Origin of the sequence: Aquimarina besae (genome assembly GCF_042434905.1) — a bacterium.
Taxonomy (GTDB): domain Bacteria; phylum Bacteroidota; class Bacteroidia; order Flavobacteriales; family Flavobacteriaceae; genus Aquimarina.
In genome coordinates, this window is record NZ_CP170199.1 from 3305088 (window position 1) to 3324459 (window position 19372).

15 protein-coding genes are annotated in these 19372 nt (G+C 33.2%); 14 read left to right on the forward strand and 1 reads right to left on the reverse strand.

Going from position 1 to position 19372, the window contains the following annotated elements:
* Positions 1 to 148: 148 nt before the first annotated feature.
* The 14 genes from ACE94K_RS14485 to ACE94K_RS14550 all read left to right on the forward strand — a co-directional run bounded on the left by ACE94K_RS14485 (position 149) and on the right by ACE94K_RS14550 (position 17041).
* Complete coding sequence (locus tag ACE94K_RS14485) at positions 149 to 2146, forward strand: thiamine pyrophosphate-dependent enzyme (RefSeq protein WP_378173636.1); 1998 nt, start codon at positions 149 to 151, stop codon at positions 2144 to 2146.
* Between the two features lie 257 nt (positions 2147 to 2403).
* Entirely contained in the window at positions 2404 to 3402 is a 999-nt protein-coding gene (locus ACE94K_RS14490) for an SDR family oxidoreductase (protein WP_378173639.1), read from the forward strand.
* Positions 3403 to 3438: 36 nt separating this feature from the next.
* Complete coding sequence (locus tag ACE94K_RS14495) at positions 3439 to 4719, forward strand: nucleotide sugar dehydrogenase (RefSeq protein ID WP_378173642.1); 1281 nt, start codon at positions 3439 to 3441, stop codon at positions 4717 to 4719.
* 52 nt (positions 4720 to 4771) lie between these two features.
* Positions 4772 to 6316, forward strand: coding sequence for a lipopolysaccharide biosynthesis protein (locus ACE94K_RS14500; RefSeq protein ID WP_378173645.1), 1545 nt, complete (start codon positions 4772 to 4774; stop codon positions 6314 to 6316).
* A 5-nt stretch (positions 6317 to 6321) separates the two neighbouring features.
* Entirely contained in the window at positions 6322 to 7602 is a 1281-nt protein-coding gene (locus ACE94K_RS14505) for a hypothetical protein (RefSeq protein WP_378173648.1), read from the forward strand.
* A 30-nt stretch (positions 7603 to 7632) separates the two neighbouring features.
* Positions 7633 to 8598, forward strand: a complete 966-nt coding sequence (locus tag ACE94K_RS14510) for a polysaccharide pyruvyl transferase family protein (protein ID WP_378173651.1) — start codon at positions 7633 to 7635, stop codon at positions 8596 to 8598.
* Between the two features lie 15 nt (positions 8599 to 8613).
* Positions 8614 to 9573 (forward strand): class I SAM-dependent methyltransferase, encoded by a 960-nt coding sequence (locus tag ACE94K_RS14515; RefSeq protein WP_378173654.1) that lies wholly within the window; start codon positions 8614 to 8616, stop codon positions 9571 to 9573.
* Between the two features lie 36 nt (positions 9574 to 9609).
* Positions 9610 to 10719 carry a glycosyltransferase family 4 protein gene (locus ACE94K_RS14520; protein ID WP_378173656.1) on the forward strand — a complete coding sequence of 370 codons (1110 nt, stop codon included), beginning with the start codon at positions 9610 to 9612 and terminating at the stop codon, positions 10717 to 10719.
* Entirely contained in the window at positions 10716 to 11837 is a 1122-nt protein-coding gene (locus ACE94K_RS14525; RefSeq protein ID WP_378173659.1) for a glycosyltransferase family 4 protein, read from the forward strand. The genes ACE94K_RS14520 and ACE94K_RS14525 overlap by 4 nt, the downstream gene beginning before the upstream one ends.
* Positions 11834 to 12406 carry a serine O-acetyltransferase gene (locus ACE94K_RS14530; protein ID WP_378173662.1) on the forward strand — a complete coding sequence of 191 codons (573 nt, stop codon included), beginning with the start codon at positions 11834 to 11836 and terminating at the stop codon, positions 12404 to 12406. The genes ACE94K_RS14525 and ACE94K_RS14530 overlap by 4 nt, the downstream gene beginning before the upstream one ends.
* Before the next feature lie 80 nt (positions 12407 to 12486).
* On the forward strand, positions 12487 to 13581 hold the full coding sequence (locus ACE94K_RS14535) for an EpsG family protein (protein WP_378173665.1): 1095 nt from the start codon (positions 12487 to 12489) through the stop codon (positions 13579 to 13581).
* Between the two features lie 21 nt (positions 13582 to 13602).
* Complete coding sequence (locus tag ACE94K_RS14540) at positions 13603 to 14493, forward strand: glycosyltransferase family 2 protein (RefSeq protein WP_378173668.1); 891 nt, start codon at positions 13603 to 13605, stop codon at positions 14491 to 14493.
* Positions 14493 to 15635 carry a glycosyltransferase family 1 protein gene (locus ACE94K_RS14545; protein WP_378173671.1) on the forward strand — a complete coding sequence of 381 codons (1143 nt, stop codon included), beginning with the start codon at positions 14493 to 14495 and terminating at the stop codon, positions 15633 to 15635. The genes ACE94K_RS14540 and ACE94K_RS14545 overlap by 1 nt, the downstream gene beginning before the upstream one ends.
* Before the next feature lie 2 nt (positions 15636 to 15637).
* A complete protein-coding gene (locus tag ACE94K_RS14550) occupies positions 15638 to 17041 on the forward strand; it encodes a phenylacetate--CoA ligase family protein (RefSeq protein ID WP_378173673.1) in 1404 nt (467 codons plus the stop codon).
* Positions 17042 to 17116: 75 nt separating this feature from the next.
* Here the strand turns inward: ACE94K_RS14550 and ACE94K_RS14555 are convergent, their stop codons facing one another.
* On the reverse strand, positions 17117 to 19099 hold the full coding sequence (locus ACE94K_RS14555; protein WP_378173676.1) for a right-handed parallel beta-helix repeat-containing protein: 1983 nt from the start codon (positions 19097 to 19099) through the stop codon (positions 17117 to 17119).
* Positions 19100 to 19372: the final 273 nt, after the last annotated feature.

The following is a 19372-nucleotide window of genomic DNA, read 5'->3' on the forward strand; positions in this document are numbered from 1 at the left end:
TTCGTAGAATTGTTTCGCTTAAATTAACAACTACTTAATATTATTGTGATAAGCTTTATCTGTTCTGAGATAAAAATAATTACATTTACTTGTCTTATTACGTATTTATAAATTTAGTAGTTATCAGAATTTATTGATTTTTAACCTTATGGCAGAAGAGAAATTGTTATTAAACTTCGATAGAAAAGAGTATAGTGATGAGCTTTTAGTTTCTTTATATACCAAAATGCTAAAACCCAGGCTTATTGAAGAAAAAATGTTGATTTTACTCAGGCAAGGTAAAATTTCTAAATGGTTTAGTGGCATTGGTCAAGAAGCTATTTCTGTTGGAGTAACAAGTGCTTTAGGTAATGAGGAATATATTTTACCAATGCACCGTAATTTGGGAGTCTTTACAACACGTGAAGTGCCTATGTATAGACTTTTTAGTCAATGGCAAGGTAAAGCAAATGGTTTTACAAATGGACGTGATCGCTCATTTCATTTTGGGACGCAAGATTACAAAATCGTGGGGATGATTTCACATTTGGGACCTCAATTAGGAGTGGCTTGCGGGATAGGACTTGGTAATATTTTAAAAAAGAATAAGCAAATTACAGCGGTATTTTCAGGAGAAGGTGGTACAAGTGAGGGTGATTTTCACGAGGCACTTAATATTGCTTCAATTTGGAGTTTACCAGTACTATTCTGTATTGAAAATAATGGATACGGATTATCAACACCAACAAGTGAACAATATAATTGTAAAGACCTTGCAGACCGTGGTGCTGGATACGGAATGGAGGCACATATAATTGACGGAAACAATATTTTAGAAGTTTACGATAAAGTATACAATTTGGCAGAGAGTATGAGACAAAATCCAAGACCAATATTGTTAGAATTTAAAACTTTCAGAATGCGTGGTCACGAAGAAGCCAGTGGCACTAAATATGTTCCTGATGAATTGATGCAGCAATGGGCATTAAAGGATCCCATTAATACGTATAGAAATTATCTTATCGATAATGGTATTCTATCGGAGGCAGATGATATTCATAATCGCTCCAATATAAAAACTGAAATAGAAGAGCACTGGCAAAAAGCGAATGATGAAGGAAAAATATCAGTGGATTTAAGTCTGGAGCTGAATGATGTATATAAATCATTCAAATTACAGCAAACTCAACCAAATAGTACCACCCAGGAAATTCGTTTGATTGATGCTATCTCTGAAGGTTTGAAAGAAGGAATGCAGCGATATGATGATCTTGTAATTATGGGACAAGATATCGCTGATTATGGAGGCGTGTTTAAGATTACTGAGGGTTTTGTTGATGATTTTGGCAAAGATAGAGTTCGTAATACTCCAATTTGTGAATCGGCTGTGATTTCGACAGCTTATGGATTATCTGTCAATGGTCTAAAGGCTGTTGTAGAAATGCAGTTTGCTGATTTTGTCTCTTCTGGGTTTAATCCCATTGTAAATCTGTTGGCAAAATCTCATTATCGCTGGGGTCAATCTGCTGATGTGGTAGTGAGAATGCCTTGCGGTGGAGGCGTTTGTGCTGGACCATTTCACAGTCAGACCAATGAGGCCTGGTTTACAAAAACACCTGGATTAAAAGTAGTGTATCCAGCTTTTCCTGTTGATGCCAAAGGTTTACTGCTCACTTCAATCGAGGATCCAAACCCCGTATTGTTTTTTGAGCATAAAGCGTTATACCGAAGTGTTAAACAAGAGGTGCCAGCGGATTATTACACTATTCCATTCGGAAAGGCAGCATTATTAAGAACAGGAAATGACATCACTATTATCAGTTATGGTGCTGGGGTTCATTGGGCATTAGAGATCGCAGATAGTCTTACAGAAATCAATGCAGACCTTATTGATTTAAGAACATTACAACCTTTAGATACAGAAACAATCTTGGCATCAGTTAGAAAGACAGGTAAAGCTATTATTTTGCAAGAAGATTCTTTGTTTGGCGGAATCGCATCAGATATTTCGGCTTTGATTATGGAAAATTGTTTTCAATATCTGGATGCCCCAGTAAAGAGAGTTGCAAGTTTAGAAACACCGATTCCTTTTGAACCAAGCTTAGAATCTCAATATTTGGCAAAAAATAGGTTTAAAAAAGAGCTTCTAGAGCTGTATAAGTATTAATACCTGTTTTTACTACGAAAACGTTTTTTGTTAATAAAAACGAGTGGTATTTTATATATTTGATTTTCAGTGGTTTGTGATATTTGAATCGATGAATTGATTTTTTTATGGGATGACGGAACACTCTGAGTTTTATTAAGGGTTAAAATCCCCTTTGATATAAGTTGTGTGTTCTATTGTTTAATCTTAATTTCGCGCAGTCTATGTAATATGCATAGCGTAGGGGATTAAAAATCAAGGGGTAATACAAAAAATACATGAATACTAATCAATTAGAACTATTAGGTTCTTCAACTGTTTTAGTAACAGGAGCGGCGGGTTTTATTGGGTCGAATCTATGTGAAGCTTTACTAGAAAAAGGTAGTAAAGTCATAGGTTTGGATAATTTTGCAACCGGACATAGAAAAAACTTAGCTGCCATCAAAGACAATCCAAATTTTACATTTATTGAAGGTGATATTCGTAATCTAGAAGATTGTCATAATGCTTGTAACGGAGTTGATTATGTACTGCATCAGGCAGCTTTGGGCTCTGTACCAAGGTCTATCAATGATCCTGTAACCAGTAATGATGTAAATGTAGGAGGTTTTCTTAATATGCTAGTAGCTTCTAGAGATGCAGAAGTTAAGCGATTTATTTATGCTGCAAGTTCTTCTACATATGGAGATTCTAAAGCATTGCCTAAAGTAGAGGATAAGATTGGAAAGCCACTATCACCATATGCTATTACCAAATATGTAAATGAATTGTATGCTGATAATTTTAAAAGAACATACGATTTAGACACTATAGGATTACGGTATTTTAATGTATTTGGTCGTAAACAAGATCCTGATGGAGCCTATGCAGCTGTGATTCCTAAATTTGTAATGCAACTTATGAAGCACGAATCACCAGTTATTAATGGTGATGGATCTTTTTCCAGAGATTTCACTTATATAGATAATGTAATTCAGATGAACCTGAAAGCTATTGTGTCTGATAATCAAGAAGCTTTAAATCAGGTTTATAATACAGCATTTGGAGAAAGAACAACTTTAGATGAATTAGTAACTTTATTAAAGAAATATCTATCAGAATTTGATTCAGAAATCAATAAGATTGAAGTAAAAAAAGGTCCAGAACGTAAAGGAGATGTTCCGCATTCTTTAGCTTCTGTTGATAAGGCGAAAGAACTACTTCATTATGATCCAAAGTTTGATATCAAATCAGGATTAAAAGAAGCGGTTAAATGGTATTGGAACAATCTAAAATAACTTTGCATAACAATAAATAAATTAAACAACCACAAGATGCAAGATATTAAAATAGCAATAATAGGATTGGGATATGTAGGACTTCCTTTAGCCCGGTTATTCGCAACAAAATTCCCTGTAATAGGTTTTGATATTAATCAAAAGCGTATTGATGAATTAAGATCTGGAAGAGATACTACTTTAGAGGTCGAAGATAAAGTATTGCAATCTGTATTAAAGAGTGATTCGCTTATGGATCAAGGATTGTACTGTTCTTCTGATCTGGAAGATATTAAAGATTGTAATTACTATATAGTGACAGTTCCTACACCGGTAGATAAAAATAACAGACCGGACCTTACTCCTTTGTATAAATCTAGTGAAACAGTTGGTAAGGTATTAAAAAAAGGGGATATCGTAATTTATGAATCAACGGTGTATCCCGGTGTTACAGAAGAAGAATGTATCCCTGTTTTAGAAAGAATAAGTGGATTACAATTTAATCAAGATTTCTATGCAGGATATTCTCCAGAGCGAATCAATCCTGGGGATAAACTACATACCGTAGAAAAAATCCTAAAAGTTACTGCAGGTTCTACACCAGAGATAGGTAAGAAGGTAGATGCATTATATGCATCTGTTATATCAGCAGGTACGCATCTGGCTCCCACGATAAAAGTAGCAGAGGCGGCAAAGGTTATAGAAAATTCCCAGCGCGATATAAATATTGCTTTTGTTAATGAATTGGCTAAGATTTTTAACCTTATGGATATTGATACCAATGAGGTGTTAAAGGCTGCGGGTACGAAATGGAATTTTTTACCTTTTAAACCTGGTTTAGTAGGTGGGCATTGTATTGGGGTAGATCCATACTACTTAGCACAAAGAGCACAGGAATTTGGATATCATCCAGAAATTATATTAGCAGGCCGACGATTAAATGATAGTATGGGACAATATGTGGCTTCAGAGGTTATCAAGTTGATGGTCAATCACGATATCAAGATTAAAGACGCCAATGTATTAGTACTAGGTATCACATTTAAAGAAAACTGCCCCGATGTTAGAAATACCAGAGCAGTAGATGTGATTAATAATCTTAAAGATTTTGGTACCAAAATTACAATTTATGATCCTTGGGCTAACCCAAGTGAAGTAAAACACGAATATAATCTAGATACCGTTACCGAGATACCAACATCTAAATTTGATGCTATTGTTTTAACCGTTGCACATAGAGAGTATCTGAATTTAAATTTGAAATCACTCTTAAAACCGAACGGAGTTTTATATGATGTAAAAGGAATTTTAGAAGAAGAAGTACACGGAAGACTGTAAGTAAAAACAATCTTCATTATTTATAAATAAACAACTTTTTAAACCAACCACATTGAGCCAACTAAAGAAAGGTGCTTTACTTACGTATTTAAAGATCTTCCTAATTAATGTTATCGGGATTGTAATTACTCCGTTGATAGTTAGTTATTTAGGTAAAGATGAGTACGGGATATTCAATGCAATCGGTGCTTTGATAGGAACCATAGCACTTCTTGATTTCGGATTGACCAATACTGTAGTACGTTTTATAGCTAAATTTAGGGCTGAAAAGGATAGAAAAGGAGAGGAAAACTTTTTAGGCACCGTTAGATTATTATACTTTGCGGTTTCCGCACTTGTCGTGATTTCCGGAGTTGTTTTTTATTTTTTCATAGATTCCTATTTTACGAAATTCAATGCAGAAGAGCTGAGAATTGCAAAAATAATGTTCGTGATTCTAATTTTTAATTTAGCAATTCAGCTACCAGGAATGATTTTTACAGGTATTTGTAAAGGATATGAGAAATTTGTATTTCCTGAGTCTGTTGGAATCATTAGATATTTATTAAGGTCATTGACTATAGTAGCAGTATTGTTTTTTGGAGGAAGAGCGATCGCATTGGTGATTGTAGATACTGTATTTAATATCCTTACCATTTCAGTATCTGCTTACTATGTGCTGGTAAAACTAAAAGTTAGATTTAAACTTCATAAACTCTCTAAAGCTTTCGTTTTACAAATTTTTCAATATTCTAGTTGGATTTTTGTATTCGCAATCGTAAATATGTTACAATGGAAATCAGGAAGTTGGGTTTTAGGGGCGATCAGTATTCCAAAGGTTTTAGGAATATACGGATTAGGAATTACTTTGGGAAGCTATTACGGAGCGTTTTCTACAGCGATTTCTAGCGTGTTTTTGCCAAGGGCAACCCAGATGTCTGTCAATAACGCTAGTGGAGAAGAATTGACCGATATGATGATCAAATTAGGAAGATTATCTTTTATCATATTGATGTATATTTTTGGGGCTTTTATGTTGTATGGAGAACAGTTTATTAATCTTTGGGTAGGAGGAGGAGAATCTTCTTCCGATGGTAAATATGGTACAGAAGAATGTAGAGAAATTTATATGATTGCGCTTATCATTATGATTGGATACACACTTCCATTGTTACAAGCGTTTGGTAATTCTATCCTCGAAGCTAAAAATAAGTTATCTTTTAAAGCGATTCTTTATCTTGTTTTTATGCTTTTAGGAGTGGGGTTAGGAGCATTTTTGGCTGTAGACTACAGTGCGATTGGTATGATCATTGGTCTTGTAGCTGGATGGATTATTGTGCAGAATGTAATGAACTTTTATTATCATAATAAGATTGGCTTAAACATTATACGTTTTTTCAGAGAACTGTTTCATAAGACTTTATTGGTCATTTTATTTGTTACACTAGTAGGCTTTTTTATTAATTATTTTCCGGGAGAAGGCTGGCTTAATTTTATCGCAAAAGCCATTTCATATACTATTGTTTTTATCTTTATGATGTATTTTATTGGTATGTTAGAGTATGAAAGAGAGTTGTTTAGAAAACCTATAGTTTCTATGTTAAAACGAAATAAATAAAAAGAATGGATACTTTAAGATTACATTCGGTTAGATATTCAGAAAATGGTCAAAAGATCAATTATGACTATTCAGTTAGTTCTAATATCCAGAAACTATTTGTAGAAAATGATCCATTTTATATAAAATATCAAATAGATGTCAGTTCAACGCCAGAAAGTATTTCAATAATTCCATTTTTATCGAATGTGTTGCCCATGGCTTGGTTCGCAGGTTTTGATATCGAAGTAGATGAAGTAGATAAAGATTTTTTCAATGCACAGGAAGAAATTAAAAAAGAGTTTACAAAAAGAGATCCTTCCAATTCTTTTGAAGGTAAACTGATCGCTAAAAAGTTGATAAAAAATAAGCTTGATGGAAATAAATCCGCAATGCTTTTTAGTGGGGGGGTAGATGCATATGCCACATATATAAGAATCTATGATAAGAAACCTGATTTAATAACTCTTCACGGAGCAGATATTACGATCAAGGATAAAAATCAATGGAATGATTTCACTGGTTTCATAGAAAGCGAAGATCTTTTAAAAGGCAATAATAAAGAATACATAGAAACCAATCTTCGGGATTTCTACACGTATCAGGTAGAACTTTTGTTAAAAGATATTGGTTGGTGGGGAAAAGTGCAACACGGACTGGCACTGGTAGGATCTATCGCTCCTTTGTCTTTTGTAAATAAATACGAATCTGTTCATATAGCATCATCTTATACAGATCATATAGATATTGATTGGGGATCAACACCAGAGATTGACGAGAAAATAACTTGGGGCTCCAGTTTTAAGGTGTTTCATGATGGTTATGAACTTAAGAGGCAAGATAAGGTAGACCTAATTGCAAAATTTGCTTCAGAAAAAAATAAGAGATTCAGATTACGAGTGTGTTATTCTGAAAAAAGGACAGAGTTTAATTGTAGTTATTGCGAAAAATGTTTTAGAACTATTTTAGGCCTGATACTCAACAACCAGAATCCAAATGAATACGGTTTTAAAGTTGATGGTAGTGTTTATAACAAGATTTATCAAATATTGCATATTGGTTCGGGAAGTAAAGGAGTAAAATACTTTTGGTGGGAACTTATGGAAAAAGCAAAAAGTGTTGATACTTTCTTTGTTTTTGAGGATAAGGAGATCGAAACCGAATATATGAATGATTTCAGAAACGGAAAAGTAGATCGCCTTTTAGAAGAAAAAATAAATAATGCGAATAAAGGAAAAAATAGGCTAAAGTTTATCATTAGAAATAAGTTTCCTTGGTTACAAAGTATATATAGAAAATTCAAATAGAATAAAAAAACTGGGTTAATTGTAGAATTCATGAAGTACGGACTACTTACATACGATGAGAATAAGAATTTCTTTAATGTTGGAGATAATATTCAAAGTTTAGCGGCAAAGCAATTTTTGCCAAAAGTTGATATGTTATTGAATAGAGAACGATTGGGTGAATATAAAGGGGATCCCATAAAATTAATCATGAATGGATGGTTTACCCATAATATTCATAATTGGGTACCCTCAGACGATATAGATCCTGTATTTGTGTCATTTCATATGAATAATACAGCTGCGCCTGCTATGTTAAGTGAAAAAGGGATTGCTTATTTAAAAAAACACGAACCTATAGGGTGTAGAGACCAATTTACTGCAGATACGCTAAAAGCAAAAGGCATTGATGCCTATTTTACAGGATGTCTTACATTAACACTAGATTCTTATAAAGTGGATGATTCAGAAAGAGGTGAAGATATTTATATTGTAGATCCTCTTTATAGTTACCCAAGACCTGAAAAAGTGTTTTACAACACAAAAATTACTATAAAAAATTTCCTTAACTGTTCTGTTTTTAAGCTAGGAAAAAAGAATAAGCATATAAAAAAGTTCATAAGTAAAGAAGTGTTGGATAGTGCTACATTTATTAACCAAGAACCACCATCAAATACGTATACAGACGAAGAGAAATTCGCGATGGCAGAAGATCTTTTAAATAAGTATGCAAAAGCAAAACTCGTAATTACTTCAAGAATTCATTGTGCTTTACCATGCTTGGCGATGGGAACACCGGTAATTTTTGTTAATGGTTTTGATAGTTTTGTAGACTCCTGCCGATTTGATGGAATTCTTGAATTGTTTAACAGAATAGATATCGATAGTAAGACAGGAGCCTATACTTCTAACTTTGGATTAGAAGGGAAAATAACCAACGAAACAACGGTAAAAAACCTTGAAAAACACCACGATTTAGCCAATGCATTAAAAGAAAAAGTAACAAGTAAAATCTAATCAACCACACAAACGATGAAAAGGGTATTTAAAAAACTGCTAAAGGATAGATTCTTTAAAGCTCCAAAAAAAATGCAACAAAAACATACTGCATTTACCAAAGAGCAATTAAAAGAACTAACCAAATCGCTGAAAGAAAACTATTTAGATAGAGGTAATACTAAAAGTAGATTATCTACAGAGGAATACAATCAAGCGATTAGCGGTCAGCTCTTTGAACGACTATATTATAATAGAAATCGTATTGCTCCATGGTTACATAGTGTTAAAGATCTTAATGGAGCAACTGTGTTAGAAATTGGTTGTGGTACAGGAATATCTACATTAGCTTTAAGTGAACAAGGTGCTAAAGTGGTTGGGGTTGATGTTGATGCTGGAGCGCTCGAAGTGGCCAAAGATAGAATGAGAATTGCCGGATTTGAAGCTGAACTTCATCACGTAAACGGAGAAGAAATCCAAAAGAATTTTAGTGATAGAAAGTTTGATTACATTATCTATTATGCTGTTCTGGAACATATGACAGTGAGCGAACGGTTAGAATCATTAAAACAAGCTTGGAGTATGTTGTCAAAAGGAGGATATCTTGCTGTTATTGAAACACCCAACAGATTGTGGTATTACGATTCGCATACTGCAGCTTTGCCTTTTTATGATTGGCTTCCTGATGAGTTAGCCTATTATTATTCTAAGTTTTCTAACAGAAAGAATTTCAAAGATTCTTATAGAGAATTAGATGATGAAAGTATGATGAAATTTCAAAGATGGGGAAGAGGAGCTAGTTATCATGAATTTGAAGTGGCGATCGCACCCTTAAAAGATTTAAATGTAGTCAGTAGCTTGATGAAATTTGAAAAATCAGCATTTTTAAAAGTTGGTTTTAAAGGATTGCGATACATTAAATTTTTAAAATCTCTCAATAAAAATTTAACCAGTGGATTTTGCTACCCGTACTTGGATATCGTTATAAAAAAATAAAAAACAAAATTAAGGTAGAAATCTTAAGTAAGTTTTATGAAGCTTGTATATATTGTGAATCGTATAGATGGTCCCGGGGGACTTGAAAGAGTGCTTTCTATTAAGGCAAGTAAACTTACCGATGATTATAATTACGATATACATATAGTTACGCTAAATCAGGATACCAATGATCTTTTCTATGATTTTAGCCCAAAATTAACATACCATAATGTAAGCGCCAAAGGGAATCCTGTAGCTAGAATGTATGGATATATGAACGGTTTGCGTAAAGTGATTAAACAGTTAAAGCCCGATGTAATTGCAGTATGTGATGATGGTTTAAAAGGTTTTTTCGTTCCTATAATTCTTGGAAAGCCTTGTCCTATGATCTATGAGCGGCATGTTTCCAGAAGTGTTGAGATTAAAAAAGGAAAAAGATCATTAACAAAAAGGATCATTACATCTGTCAAATATGGTTTGATGAATTTTGGAGGCAGATTTTATGATCATTTTGTTGTATTAACCCGTGGAAATCTTAACGAGTGGTCTTTTAAAAATCTGAAAGTAATTCCGAATCCTTTATCATTTTATCCAGAGGCAAAAAGCACCCTTGAAAATAAAAAAGTACTGGCTGTAGGAAAGCATAGCTTTCAAAAAGGATATGATCGCTTATTGAAAAGTTGGAAACAAGTTGTACAAAAGCACTCTGACTGGACTTTAGATATATACGGTACGATTGATGAGCGGGAGGGATTGGATATTTTGGCAAATAAACTAAAAATATCGAATACAGTAAATTTCTATCCACCCATAAAAAATATTTCAGAAAAGTATCAAGAGGCTTCAATTTATACGATGTCTTCCCGTTTTGAAGGTTTTGGTATGGTGTTAACAGAAGCAATGGCATATGGAGTTCCTTGTGTCTCCTATGATTGTCCATATGGTCCTTCAGATATTATTACCGATGGAAAGAACGGTGTTTTAGTAGAAAATGGTGATATTGATGCTTTTGCTGAGGGGATTATATCATTGATTGAGAATCAAAAACAAAGAGAATCCTTTGGAATCAATGCCAAAGAAACTGTAAAAAAGTACCTGCCCGAAACTATTGCAAAAGAATGGGATCTGTTGTTTAAAAGTTTAAAAAACACCTCTTCAAGATGAAAATAGTATTTATTATTGATCAGGTTTATTTGCACGGTGGTATCGAAAGAGTACTATCCATCAAAGCAAATTATTTTGCCGCTCAGCAAAATTTAGAAGTATATATACTTACGACAGAACAAAAACAACAAAAAGCTTGTTATGCATTTGATGATAGGATAACTTTTGAAGATTTAGGAATTAACTATAATAGAAGAAAGTCTTATTTTCATCCGGTCAATCTTAAAAAATTACCAAAGCATATTTCCCGAACTAAATCGGCATTGAAAGCAATACAACCAGACGTGGTGGTTGTTTGTAGTCATAGTGTAGACACTTATTTTGTTCCTTTTATTGTAAAAGGTATTCCCAAAGTAAAAGAATTTCACTATTCAAGATATATTGAAAAAGATAAACGAGAAAATCCAAGTTTATTTAAAAAATACTTTTTCAAATATGCGGATTACGTAGAGTCAAAATATGATAAGTTAGTTATTTTAAATAAGGATGAATCCAATTACTATAAAAGTAAAAATACCTTAGTTATTCCCAATCCATTGACTTTTTATCCTGATGATGTATCCGATCTTTCAAATAATAGAATCATTACTGCTGGAAGGATTGCCGCGGTAAAGGGGTATGACATATTAATTGATATCTGGGCAGAAATTGCAAAAGCTATAAAAGATTGGCAACTTCATATTTATGGTAATGGAGAACAGCGTTATATAAATATGCTACAAGATAAAATTGATAGAGCAGGTATTCAGGATACTATAAAACTTATGGGGTCTACAGATAAAATTCAAGAGGAGATGCTGCATTCTTCTATCTTTGTGATGACATCTCATAATGAATGTTTTCCATTAGTTTTACTAGAAGCGCAGGCTTGTGGTTTACCTATTGTATCTTTTGATTGTCCTTATGGACCTAGAAATATTATAGATAAGAATAATGGTATTCTCGTACCTATATACGATAACGATACTTTCGTAAATGAGCTTACTAATTTGATGAATGATAAGGAAAGTATACAAAAAATGGGCGTAAATGCCAGAGAGAATGTCAAGAAGTATCAATTGGATACGGTGATGAACCTTTGGCAAGAAATGTTTAATGATTTAATAAGTAAGAGATGAGATCATTAATTTTAAATATTTACAAGATCTTTTTATTGCCTCACGTGATAGTTTATCAAATGAGTAAAAATAAAGAGGATATCGATAAGGATATAGAACGCTGGGCAACTGCCAAAGGAGCGAAAGGCGGTAAAGTATCACTACTTTTAAATTTCTTAACAAATTCACCTGACTTTAGAACATTGTTTTATTTTAGAAACAGGGGGATTGTATCCAGCTTGTTAAATATTTATTGTAGAAAAGAGAAATATTTTAGGATTGATATGAGTACAAAACTTGGAGGAGGAGTGCTCACAGGACATCCATACAGTACCATTCTAAATGCAGATTTCATAGGAGAGAATTTGTATGTAAATCATTTAGTAACTGTTGGAGAGGTTGATGGGAAACGACCAATCATTGGCGATAATGTGTCAATTTATACCGGTGCTATTATTATTGGTGATATCAAAATCGGAAATAACTGTTCTATAGGGGCAGGTGCTGTAGTAGTTAAAGATATTCCGGATAACTGTGTTGTTGTTGGAAATCCCGCGCGCATTATTAAACAAGATGGAAAAAAAATATAGTTTTAAATTCTTGATATAAATAAGAAACCGTAAAGTGCAAAAGAATAGTAATCATATAATAATTAATATCGCATAGTAAAATGAACACTTTTGTGCCATTAGAGTTTTATTATCCGTTGTATATTAATTTATGCTTCTTTCTGGTTGTTTTTACTTTACTGCATACTAGAATTTTACAGATTAATGAACATAAGAATATTGTTTTTATCAATTTCTCAGGATATTTTTTATTAATTTTTTTGATTCTTTATATAGGTCAACGTCCTATTAGCGGAATTTTTGGGGATACCGTCAATTACATCGTAACTTTTGATAGGTATCGTTTAGGTGGAGATATTCCAGAAGTAAATGACTACGGATGGCATGTGTTTATGAAAACTCTAGCACAGATCGTATCAGCACATACATTTTTTACTATTTGTGCATTCATATACGTATTCCCTTTATATAAAATTTCGAAGACATTATTTGGGCAATATTGGTATTATTCTTTTGTAATGTTCATTGTTTCGTTTTCATTTTGGACGTACGGAGTTAATGGGATGCGAAATGGAGCTGCTACCTCTCTTTTTCTTTGGGGATTGTGCTACCGTCAAAACAAAGTTGTTATGGCTTTGTTTTTTCTAGCTGCGACATTTTTTCATAAAACATTATTCCTACCAATTTTTGCTTATGTTATAACTAATTTTTATAATAATCCCAAAACCTTTTTTAAAGGGTGGCTTTTTTGTATTCCACTTTCTTTGGTCATGGGAAGTTTATGGATTACGCTTTTTGCTGGTTTAGGTTTTGGAGATGACCGACTTACAGGTTATTTAACATCCGAAGTGGATGCAAATACGTTTGCTAGTACAGGATTTCGTTGGGATTTCTTATTCCATAGTGCTTTTGCTGTGTTCGCCGGATGGTATTTTATTTATAAAAAGAAATTTGAAGATAAATTTTATTATCAGTTGCTCAATACGTATCTGATTTGCAATGGATTTTGGATTTTGGTGATTAAAGCTAATTACTCCAATAGGTTTGCTTATTTATCTTGGTTTATGATGGCTATTGTCATTATTTATCCATTTTTAAAAAAGGAGTTTTTTAAGAATCAGCATTTTATGATAGGGAAAGTCATGCTGGTTTATTTTTCGTTTACATATATGATGTACTATTTATATTGGGGATAATCACTAAACAACAATCAACTAATGAAAACCATAACTGTATTTACACCAACCTATAACAGGGCTTATTGTTTGCATAAGTGTTATGAGAGTTTAATCAATCAGTCTAACCAGGATTTTGTTTGGTTAATTATAGACGATGGTTCGACCGATGATACTAAAGCTTTGGTAGCTTCCTGGATGAAGGAAGGTAAAATTGATATACAATATCATTATCAAGAAAATCAGGGGATGCATGGCGGGCATAATGCAGCGTATCGATTAACTGAAACTACGTTAAATGTATGTATTGACAGTGATGATTGCATGGGAGAAGAGGCGATAGAAAAGATTCTTGTTGCTTGGGAGAAAATAAAAGACAAACCAGAATTTGCAGGGTTAGTAGGATTAGATGCGGATCCGGAGGGTAAAATTATTGGAACCAAAATTCCCGAACACATCAAAGAAACCACTTTGTATGATTTATACAACGTACATAAAGTTTTAGGGGATAAAAAATTAGTGTATAGAACTGAGGTAGTGAAGAAATATCCTACATATCCTATTTTTGAAGGAGAGCGTTTCGTTCCTCTCGGGTATTTATATCAATTGATTGATCAAGACTATAAACTGCTACCCATTAATGAAGTATTATGTGAAGTAGAATATATGCAAGATGGATCAAGTATGAATATCTTGAAACAATATAGAAGGCATCCCAAAGGATTTGCATTTTCTAGAAAAAGCAGAATGAAACTCGCAGAGAACTTCAAAGATCGATTTAAAAATGCTATACATTATGTATCCAGTGCTATGTTTACAAAAAATAGTGCTTTTATAAGCGAGTCACCAAAGAAGTTAACTACCATTTTGGCAATACCGTTTGGAGTGTTATTAAACTTGTATATACGATATAAAACTAAAGGAGAATTCTAATGGCAACCATACGTGTTTTACAGATTTTTACGATCATGAATAGAGGAGGAGCAGAATCTATGATCATGAATTATTATCGTAAGATTGATAAGGACAAAGTACAATTTGACTTTTTAGTTCATAGAAAAGAAAAAGCTGCTTTTGATGATGAAATTGAAAGTTTAGGTGGGGAAATCTATAGATTCGATGCTATCAATCCACTTTTTCCAGGAGACTATTACCAGAAGTTAAGATCTTTTTTCAAGGAACATCAAGAATATGCTATGATTCATTCTCACCTGAACACTTTTAGTTGCTTTCCTTTAAAAATTGCAAAGGAATTTAATATTCCCTGTAGAATAGCACACGCTCATATTGCCATTGATGATGTGAGTTTTTCTTCATTTTTTTCTCAAAAAGAAAGCATAAAAGAAACGTTCAAGAAGCTAATTAAACTTCAACTAAAAAAGAAAGTAAAAAAAGATGCTACACATCTATTTTCTTGCGGAGATAAAGCAGGGAATTGGTTATTTGGAAATGGCACTCCTTTTAGAACCATGAATAACGCAATAGATGCGAAGAAATTTAAGTACAACCCTCTGATCGCAAAAAAATATAAGGAGGATTTTAATTTGCAAAATCGATTGGTGATTGGTCATGTTGGACGATTTGCAAGTCAAAAAAATCATACCTTTTTACTAAAGATCTTTGCCGCTGTAATTAAACAAAAACCAGATTGTGATTTGGTGATGATAGGAGATGGACCTTTGCAAAAAGTTATGGAAAAGGAAGCCGAAAATTTATCAATTTCAGGGAACTTGCATTTTTTGGGAGTAAGGGCAGATGTTCCTGAACTCTTTCAGATGTTTGATGTGTTTGTTTTTCCTTCTTTTTATGAAGGCCTTCCAGTTACTTTGATAGAGGCACAGGCGGCAGGCATCAAAGTTTTTGCCTCTGATAGCATTACTAAAGAAGTAAGTCTTACAGAGGATATAGCGTTTCTTTCCATTGATAAACCTGCTGAATATTGGGCTAAGAAGATATTAGAAATAGATGCTACTATAAAAAATGATAATACAGAAAAGATAGTGGATAGTAACTATGATATCGTTTCGAATACCCAAAAGATTCAGGAATTTTATTTAGAACAAGTAAAAGCATAGCTATGGGAAAAATGCAGGAGAAAATATACAATAGCTTACCTTATCCGTTTAAGTTTATATTGTTAAATATAAAAGCGTTTCAGAATTCAAAACAACGATATACAAAGGAGTTTGATACGTTTTTAAATGAATACATCGCTTTGTGGAATGCTGATAGTGATCAAATTGATTCGTATCAGAAATCTAGATTGACATTGTTGTTATCCGAAGTATTAGAGCATTCTGATTGGTATAGTAAAAAGATGAAGGAATTGGGAGTGGAACTGAAGGATATAGAAGAAAATCCTTATGATGTGCTTCAGAAAATGCCAATTCTAACAAAAGCTGAAAGAAAAACGAATCCGGATATATTGGTAAATAAAAGCCGAAATACGGATGGAGTTGCCTATACCAGCGGAACATCTGGAGCACCAACCGTTAATTATCTTGATAAAGAATCAATCAATAGATCTTTTGCTCTCTGGAGAAGATTTCATAAAGCAATCGGATTAGAAACCAAGAGGGTAAAGCAAGTTCGATTCTCCGGAAGATTAATTGTAAAGCCGGATGCAAAAAAATCACCATTTTGGGTATATAATTATTTTGAGAATCAATTATTAATGTCAACATATCATTTAACAGATGAAAACCTGTTTCATTATGTAAAAAAATTGAACCGTTTTAATCCTGTTCTTTTGGATGGTTATCCCTCTGCTTTATATATTATAAGCAGATGTATCAATCAAAACAATCTAAGATTACATTTTGTGCCAAAGGCTATCGCCGTGACTGCAGAAACCTTATATGACTATCAAAGATTGGAAATAGAAAAGGCTTTTAATTGTCACGTATATAATCAGTATGCATCTAGCGAAGGAAGTCCTTTTATTACAGAATGTAAACAAGGTAACTTACATTTAAATACGGATTCCGGTGTTTTTGAATTCGTAAATACAAAAGGAGAAAAAGCAAAACCAGGAGAAGTGGCTCAATTGGTGGTTACCAGTTTCACAAATCTTAAAACACCTTTAATTAGATATAATATAGAGGATACTGTTTTGCTATCAGAGGAAGGAAAAACCTGTGACTGTGGTTGTGCTATGCCAATCATAGAGAAACTGACAGGTAGAGAGGACGATATCCTTTGGACCAAAGAAAAAGGATACGTGGGAAGAATGGATACCGCGTATAAAGGTTTAGAAGGCATTGTGAAGAGTCAAATTATTCAGGAAACTCCAGATGAGATTTTGGTAAACTTGATCGCAGACCAGAAATTTGATGACCAAATGAAAGAAAAGCTTATTTATAACCTGAAAGATAGACTAGGTCAAAATATAAAATATAGAATACAAGTTGTAGATGATATTCCGCTTGGACCAAATGGGAAATTTGATGCAGTAAAAAGAAACTTTAAAATCGACTTATAAAATAAAAAGCCGGAATACAAATAATGAATTCCGGCTTCGCTATATATACAGGGGTTACCTATTTACACGTTTATCTTATCTGGTTGCACACGTATTACCGTTTAAAGTAATTGCATTTGGAGTATCAGAATTATTATTTATACAATCGTATCTGTCCGCTCCAGAAGGCTCTAATATATTATTGTTAGTAATAGAAACATCAGAATGAGTACCGTACAAACGGATGCCATCACTATCGTTAGGATCTATCTTTGTATTAGAGGAAATATCGATATTAGAAGAAGTTCCTAATTCAATACCACCAGTTACTTCATTATTTCTAAAGATAATACCATTGGCGTTATTGATTGTAACCTTTTTAGAATTTAAAAACTTATTTCCTTCTAAAGTGATGCTATATCCATTGGAGTCTGAAGAATTATTAAATCCGGTTAGGTATAAATGAAAACTACCAGCAGTTACTGTATTATCGTTGATAGTCGTGTTATTTACAAAAGTATTGGTTGCACTAATTCCTGTTTGGTTAACGTTAATAGTATTGTTATAAAAACTGGAGTCAGATGTGTCTTTTAATTGTAGTCCAATATCTCCATTTGTAATGTTGTTATTGAAAACATTAATATCATTAGTATCTGTAGCAATTCCGATAGCATAACCCGATATTTCATTACCGCTTACCTCATTATCAAAAACAGTATCACTATGGCTTCCAGCTGCAAACACAGCAAAAGTTTCACCAGCTGCCGGCGATGCACTAAATCTATTATTAGTGATTTTAGTTTCGTTAGCAAGAGATATTATACATCTTGTTTGTATATCATTATCGTCTATAGTGATTTTCTGACCGATAGTAGCTGCAGTAAATCCAACTCTACTATTAATCTCTGTGTTTCTGGTAATTAATATATCGAAAGCAAGTTCATTTTCCATAAGAACTCCCGCACTGTTTCGAGTTCTGAATGCTTCAATGTTGATAGCATATCCAACCTCACCACCATCAGATCCGGACATAGGCTGACCAATATTAGTAAATGTATTTCCTTCAATAAGAATATCACGTCCATCGGTAAGCGCAATACCCATTCTACGAATATCTGTAAAAGTACAATTCACCACTTTTACGTTTGTTGTTGGCTTGTAATCAGGATTGAAAGAAAAACCTAATGAATAAATTGCGATAGCACCTTTAGAACCTTCCACAAAATTTACGCCATCAATAGTTACATTTCTTCCAGAGTGTATATGCATTAAGTGAGTTCCTTCTAATCCGACATCTTCTGGCGAGTAAATTCTTTGATTCCTATCTCCAATAATAAAACCTCCTGAAACAATAACATTATCTACATCTCTGATCGCTATTACAGTACCATTTTCTACACCAGAAGCTGCAGGAAACTGGCGTAACTTTGTATTGTCAGACATTTTTAAATGAAAGTTCGAAGGAACATTAATTGCCTCTACAGATGCATAAAAGTTTTGATTAGATGTTGTACTGGTAACCTTTGTAGTTTCAAAATAGGCATCAAAAACATTCGTTTCAAATGTTGTTCCACCCATTTCCTTAATTTTGTACATTAATCCTTCAAACTCAGCAGTATTTTTTAAAGCGATATCCGATGTTGTTTGTCCTTGCACAATATTTTCCCAACGTGATGCTTTAAATTTAAAAGTAGGATCTTTAAGTAACACATCTCCTTGTGTTTCCAACTTAGAATTTAAAAGTCTTCCATCGATATATCCTCCAGAAAACACGAGTGTACCATTAAAGATGTCACCACCTTCAAAATCAAAGGTAACGTTAGTAGGTAAATTCACCGTTTTTCCTTCTAAGTCTAATAAACAGTCGATAACTACGGTAGAATTAGCGGCAACGCTAGAAAGATCAAAATCACAGGGATCGCTGGAAGTAATATCAGAATCTTCTTCCTCTTCTTCATTATTATCTTCTTCATCAATTATTTCTTCTTCTTCAGAAACAAGCTCTTCGATGCTCTCATTACTGCAAGAGAAATATAAAACACTCAATAAAATTAGTAGACAATAAGGTAACTTTTTCATTTGGATGGGGGTTATTTTAAGTTTTCAATTGCATAGATAACTTATTTTCATCGATGTTATTGTGCGTTATGTCGAAAAAAAATGTTAAAGTTTAAAAAATGTAAACAATTGATATATAAACATTTAAAAAAATACGGGTTTGCCGTAAAATAAATAAATGGTTTATCTAAAGTCTAAGATATAGTACCTGAATAAGCCAAAAACTGTAGAAAAGTGTGTGTAAATCATAAAAAGTGTGGAATTATCCCCCAATTCTATAAGAGGTTAAAATGT

What these genes read in the sequence shown, in the direction of transcription:
- ACE94K_RS14485 (WP_378173636.1), top strand. Translation starts at nt 149, where the DNA reads ATGGCAGAAGAGAAATTGTTATTAAACTTCGATAGAAAAGAGTATAGT.
- ACE94K_RS14490 (WP_378173639.1), top strand. Translation starts at nt 2,404, where the DNA reads ATGAATACTAATCAATTAGAACTATTAGGTTCTTCAACTGTTTTAGTA.
- ACE94K_RS14495 (WP_378173642.1), top strand. Translation starts at nt 3,439, where the DNA reads ATGCAAGATATTAAAATAGCAATAATAGGATTGGGATATGTAGGACTT.
- ACE94K_RS14505 (WP_378173648.1), top strand. Translation starts at nt 6,322, where the DNA reads ATGGATACTTTAAGATTACATTCGGTTAGATATTCAGAAAATGGTCAA.
- ACE94K_RS14510 (WP_378173651.1), top strand. Translation starts at nt 7,633, where the DNA reads ATGAAGTACGGACTACTTACATACGATGAGAATAAGAATTTCTTTAAT.
- ACE94K_RS14515 (WP_378173654.1), top strand. Translation starts at nt 8,614, where the DNA reads ATGAAAAGGGTATTTAAAAAACTGCTAAAGGATAGATTCTTTAAAGCT.
- ACE94K_RS14520 (WP_378173656.1), top strand. Translation starts at nt 9,610, where the DNA reads ATGAAGCTTGTATATATTGTGAATCGTATAGATGGTCCCGGGGGACTT.
- ACE94K_RS14525 (WP_378173659.1), top strand. Translation starts at nt 10,716, where the DNA reads ATGAAAATAGTATTTATTATTGATCAGGTTTATTTGCACGGTGGTATC.
- ACE94K_RS14530 (WP_378173662.1), top strand. Translation starts at nt 11,834, where the DNA reads ATGAGATCATTAATTTTAAATATTTACAAGATCTTTTTATTGCCTCAC.
- ACE94K_RS14535 (WP_378173665.1), top strand. Translation starts at nt 12,487, where the DNA reads ATGAACACTTTTGTGCCATTAGAGTTTTATTATCCGTTGTATATTAAT.
- ACE94K_RS14540 (WP_378173668.1), top strand. Translation starts at nt 13,603, where the DNA reads ATGAAAACCATAACTGTATTTACACCAACCTATAACAGGGCTTATTGT.
- ACE94K_RS14545 (WP_378173671.1), top strand. Translation starts at nt 14,493, where the DNA reads ATGGCAACCATACGTGTTTTACAGATTTTTACGATCATGAATAGAGGA.
- ACE94K_RS14550 (WP_378173673.1), top strand. Translation starts at nt 15,638, where the DNA reads ATGGGAAAAATGCAGGAGAAAATATACAATAGCTTACCTTATCCGTTT.
- ACE94K_RS14555 (WP_378173676.1), bottom strand. Translation starts at nt 19,099, where the DNA reads ATGAAAAAGTTACCTTATTGTCTACTAATTTTATTGAGTGTTTTATAT.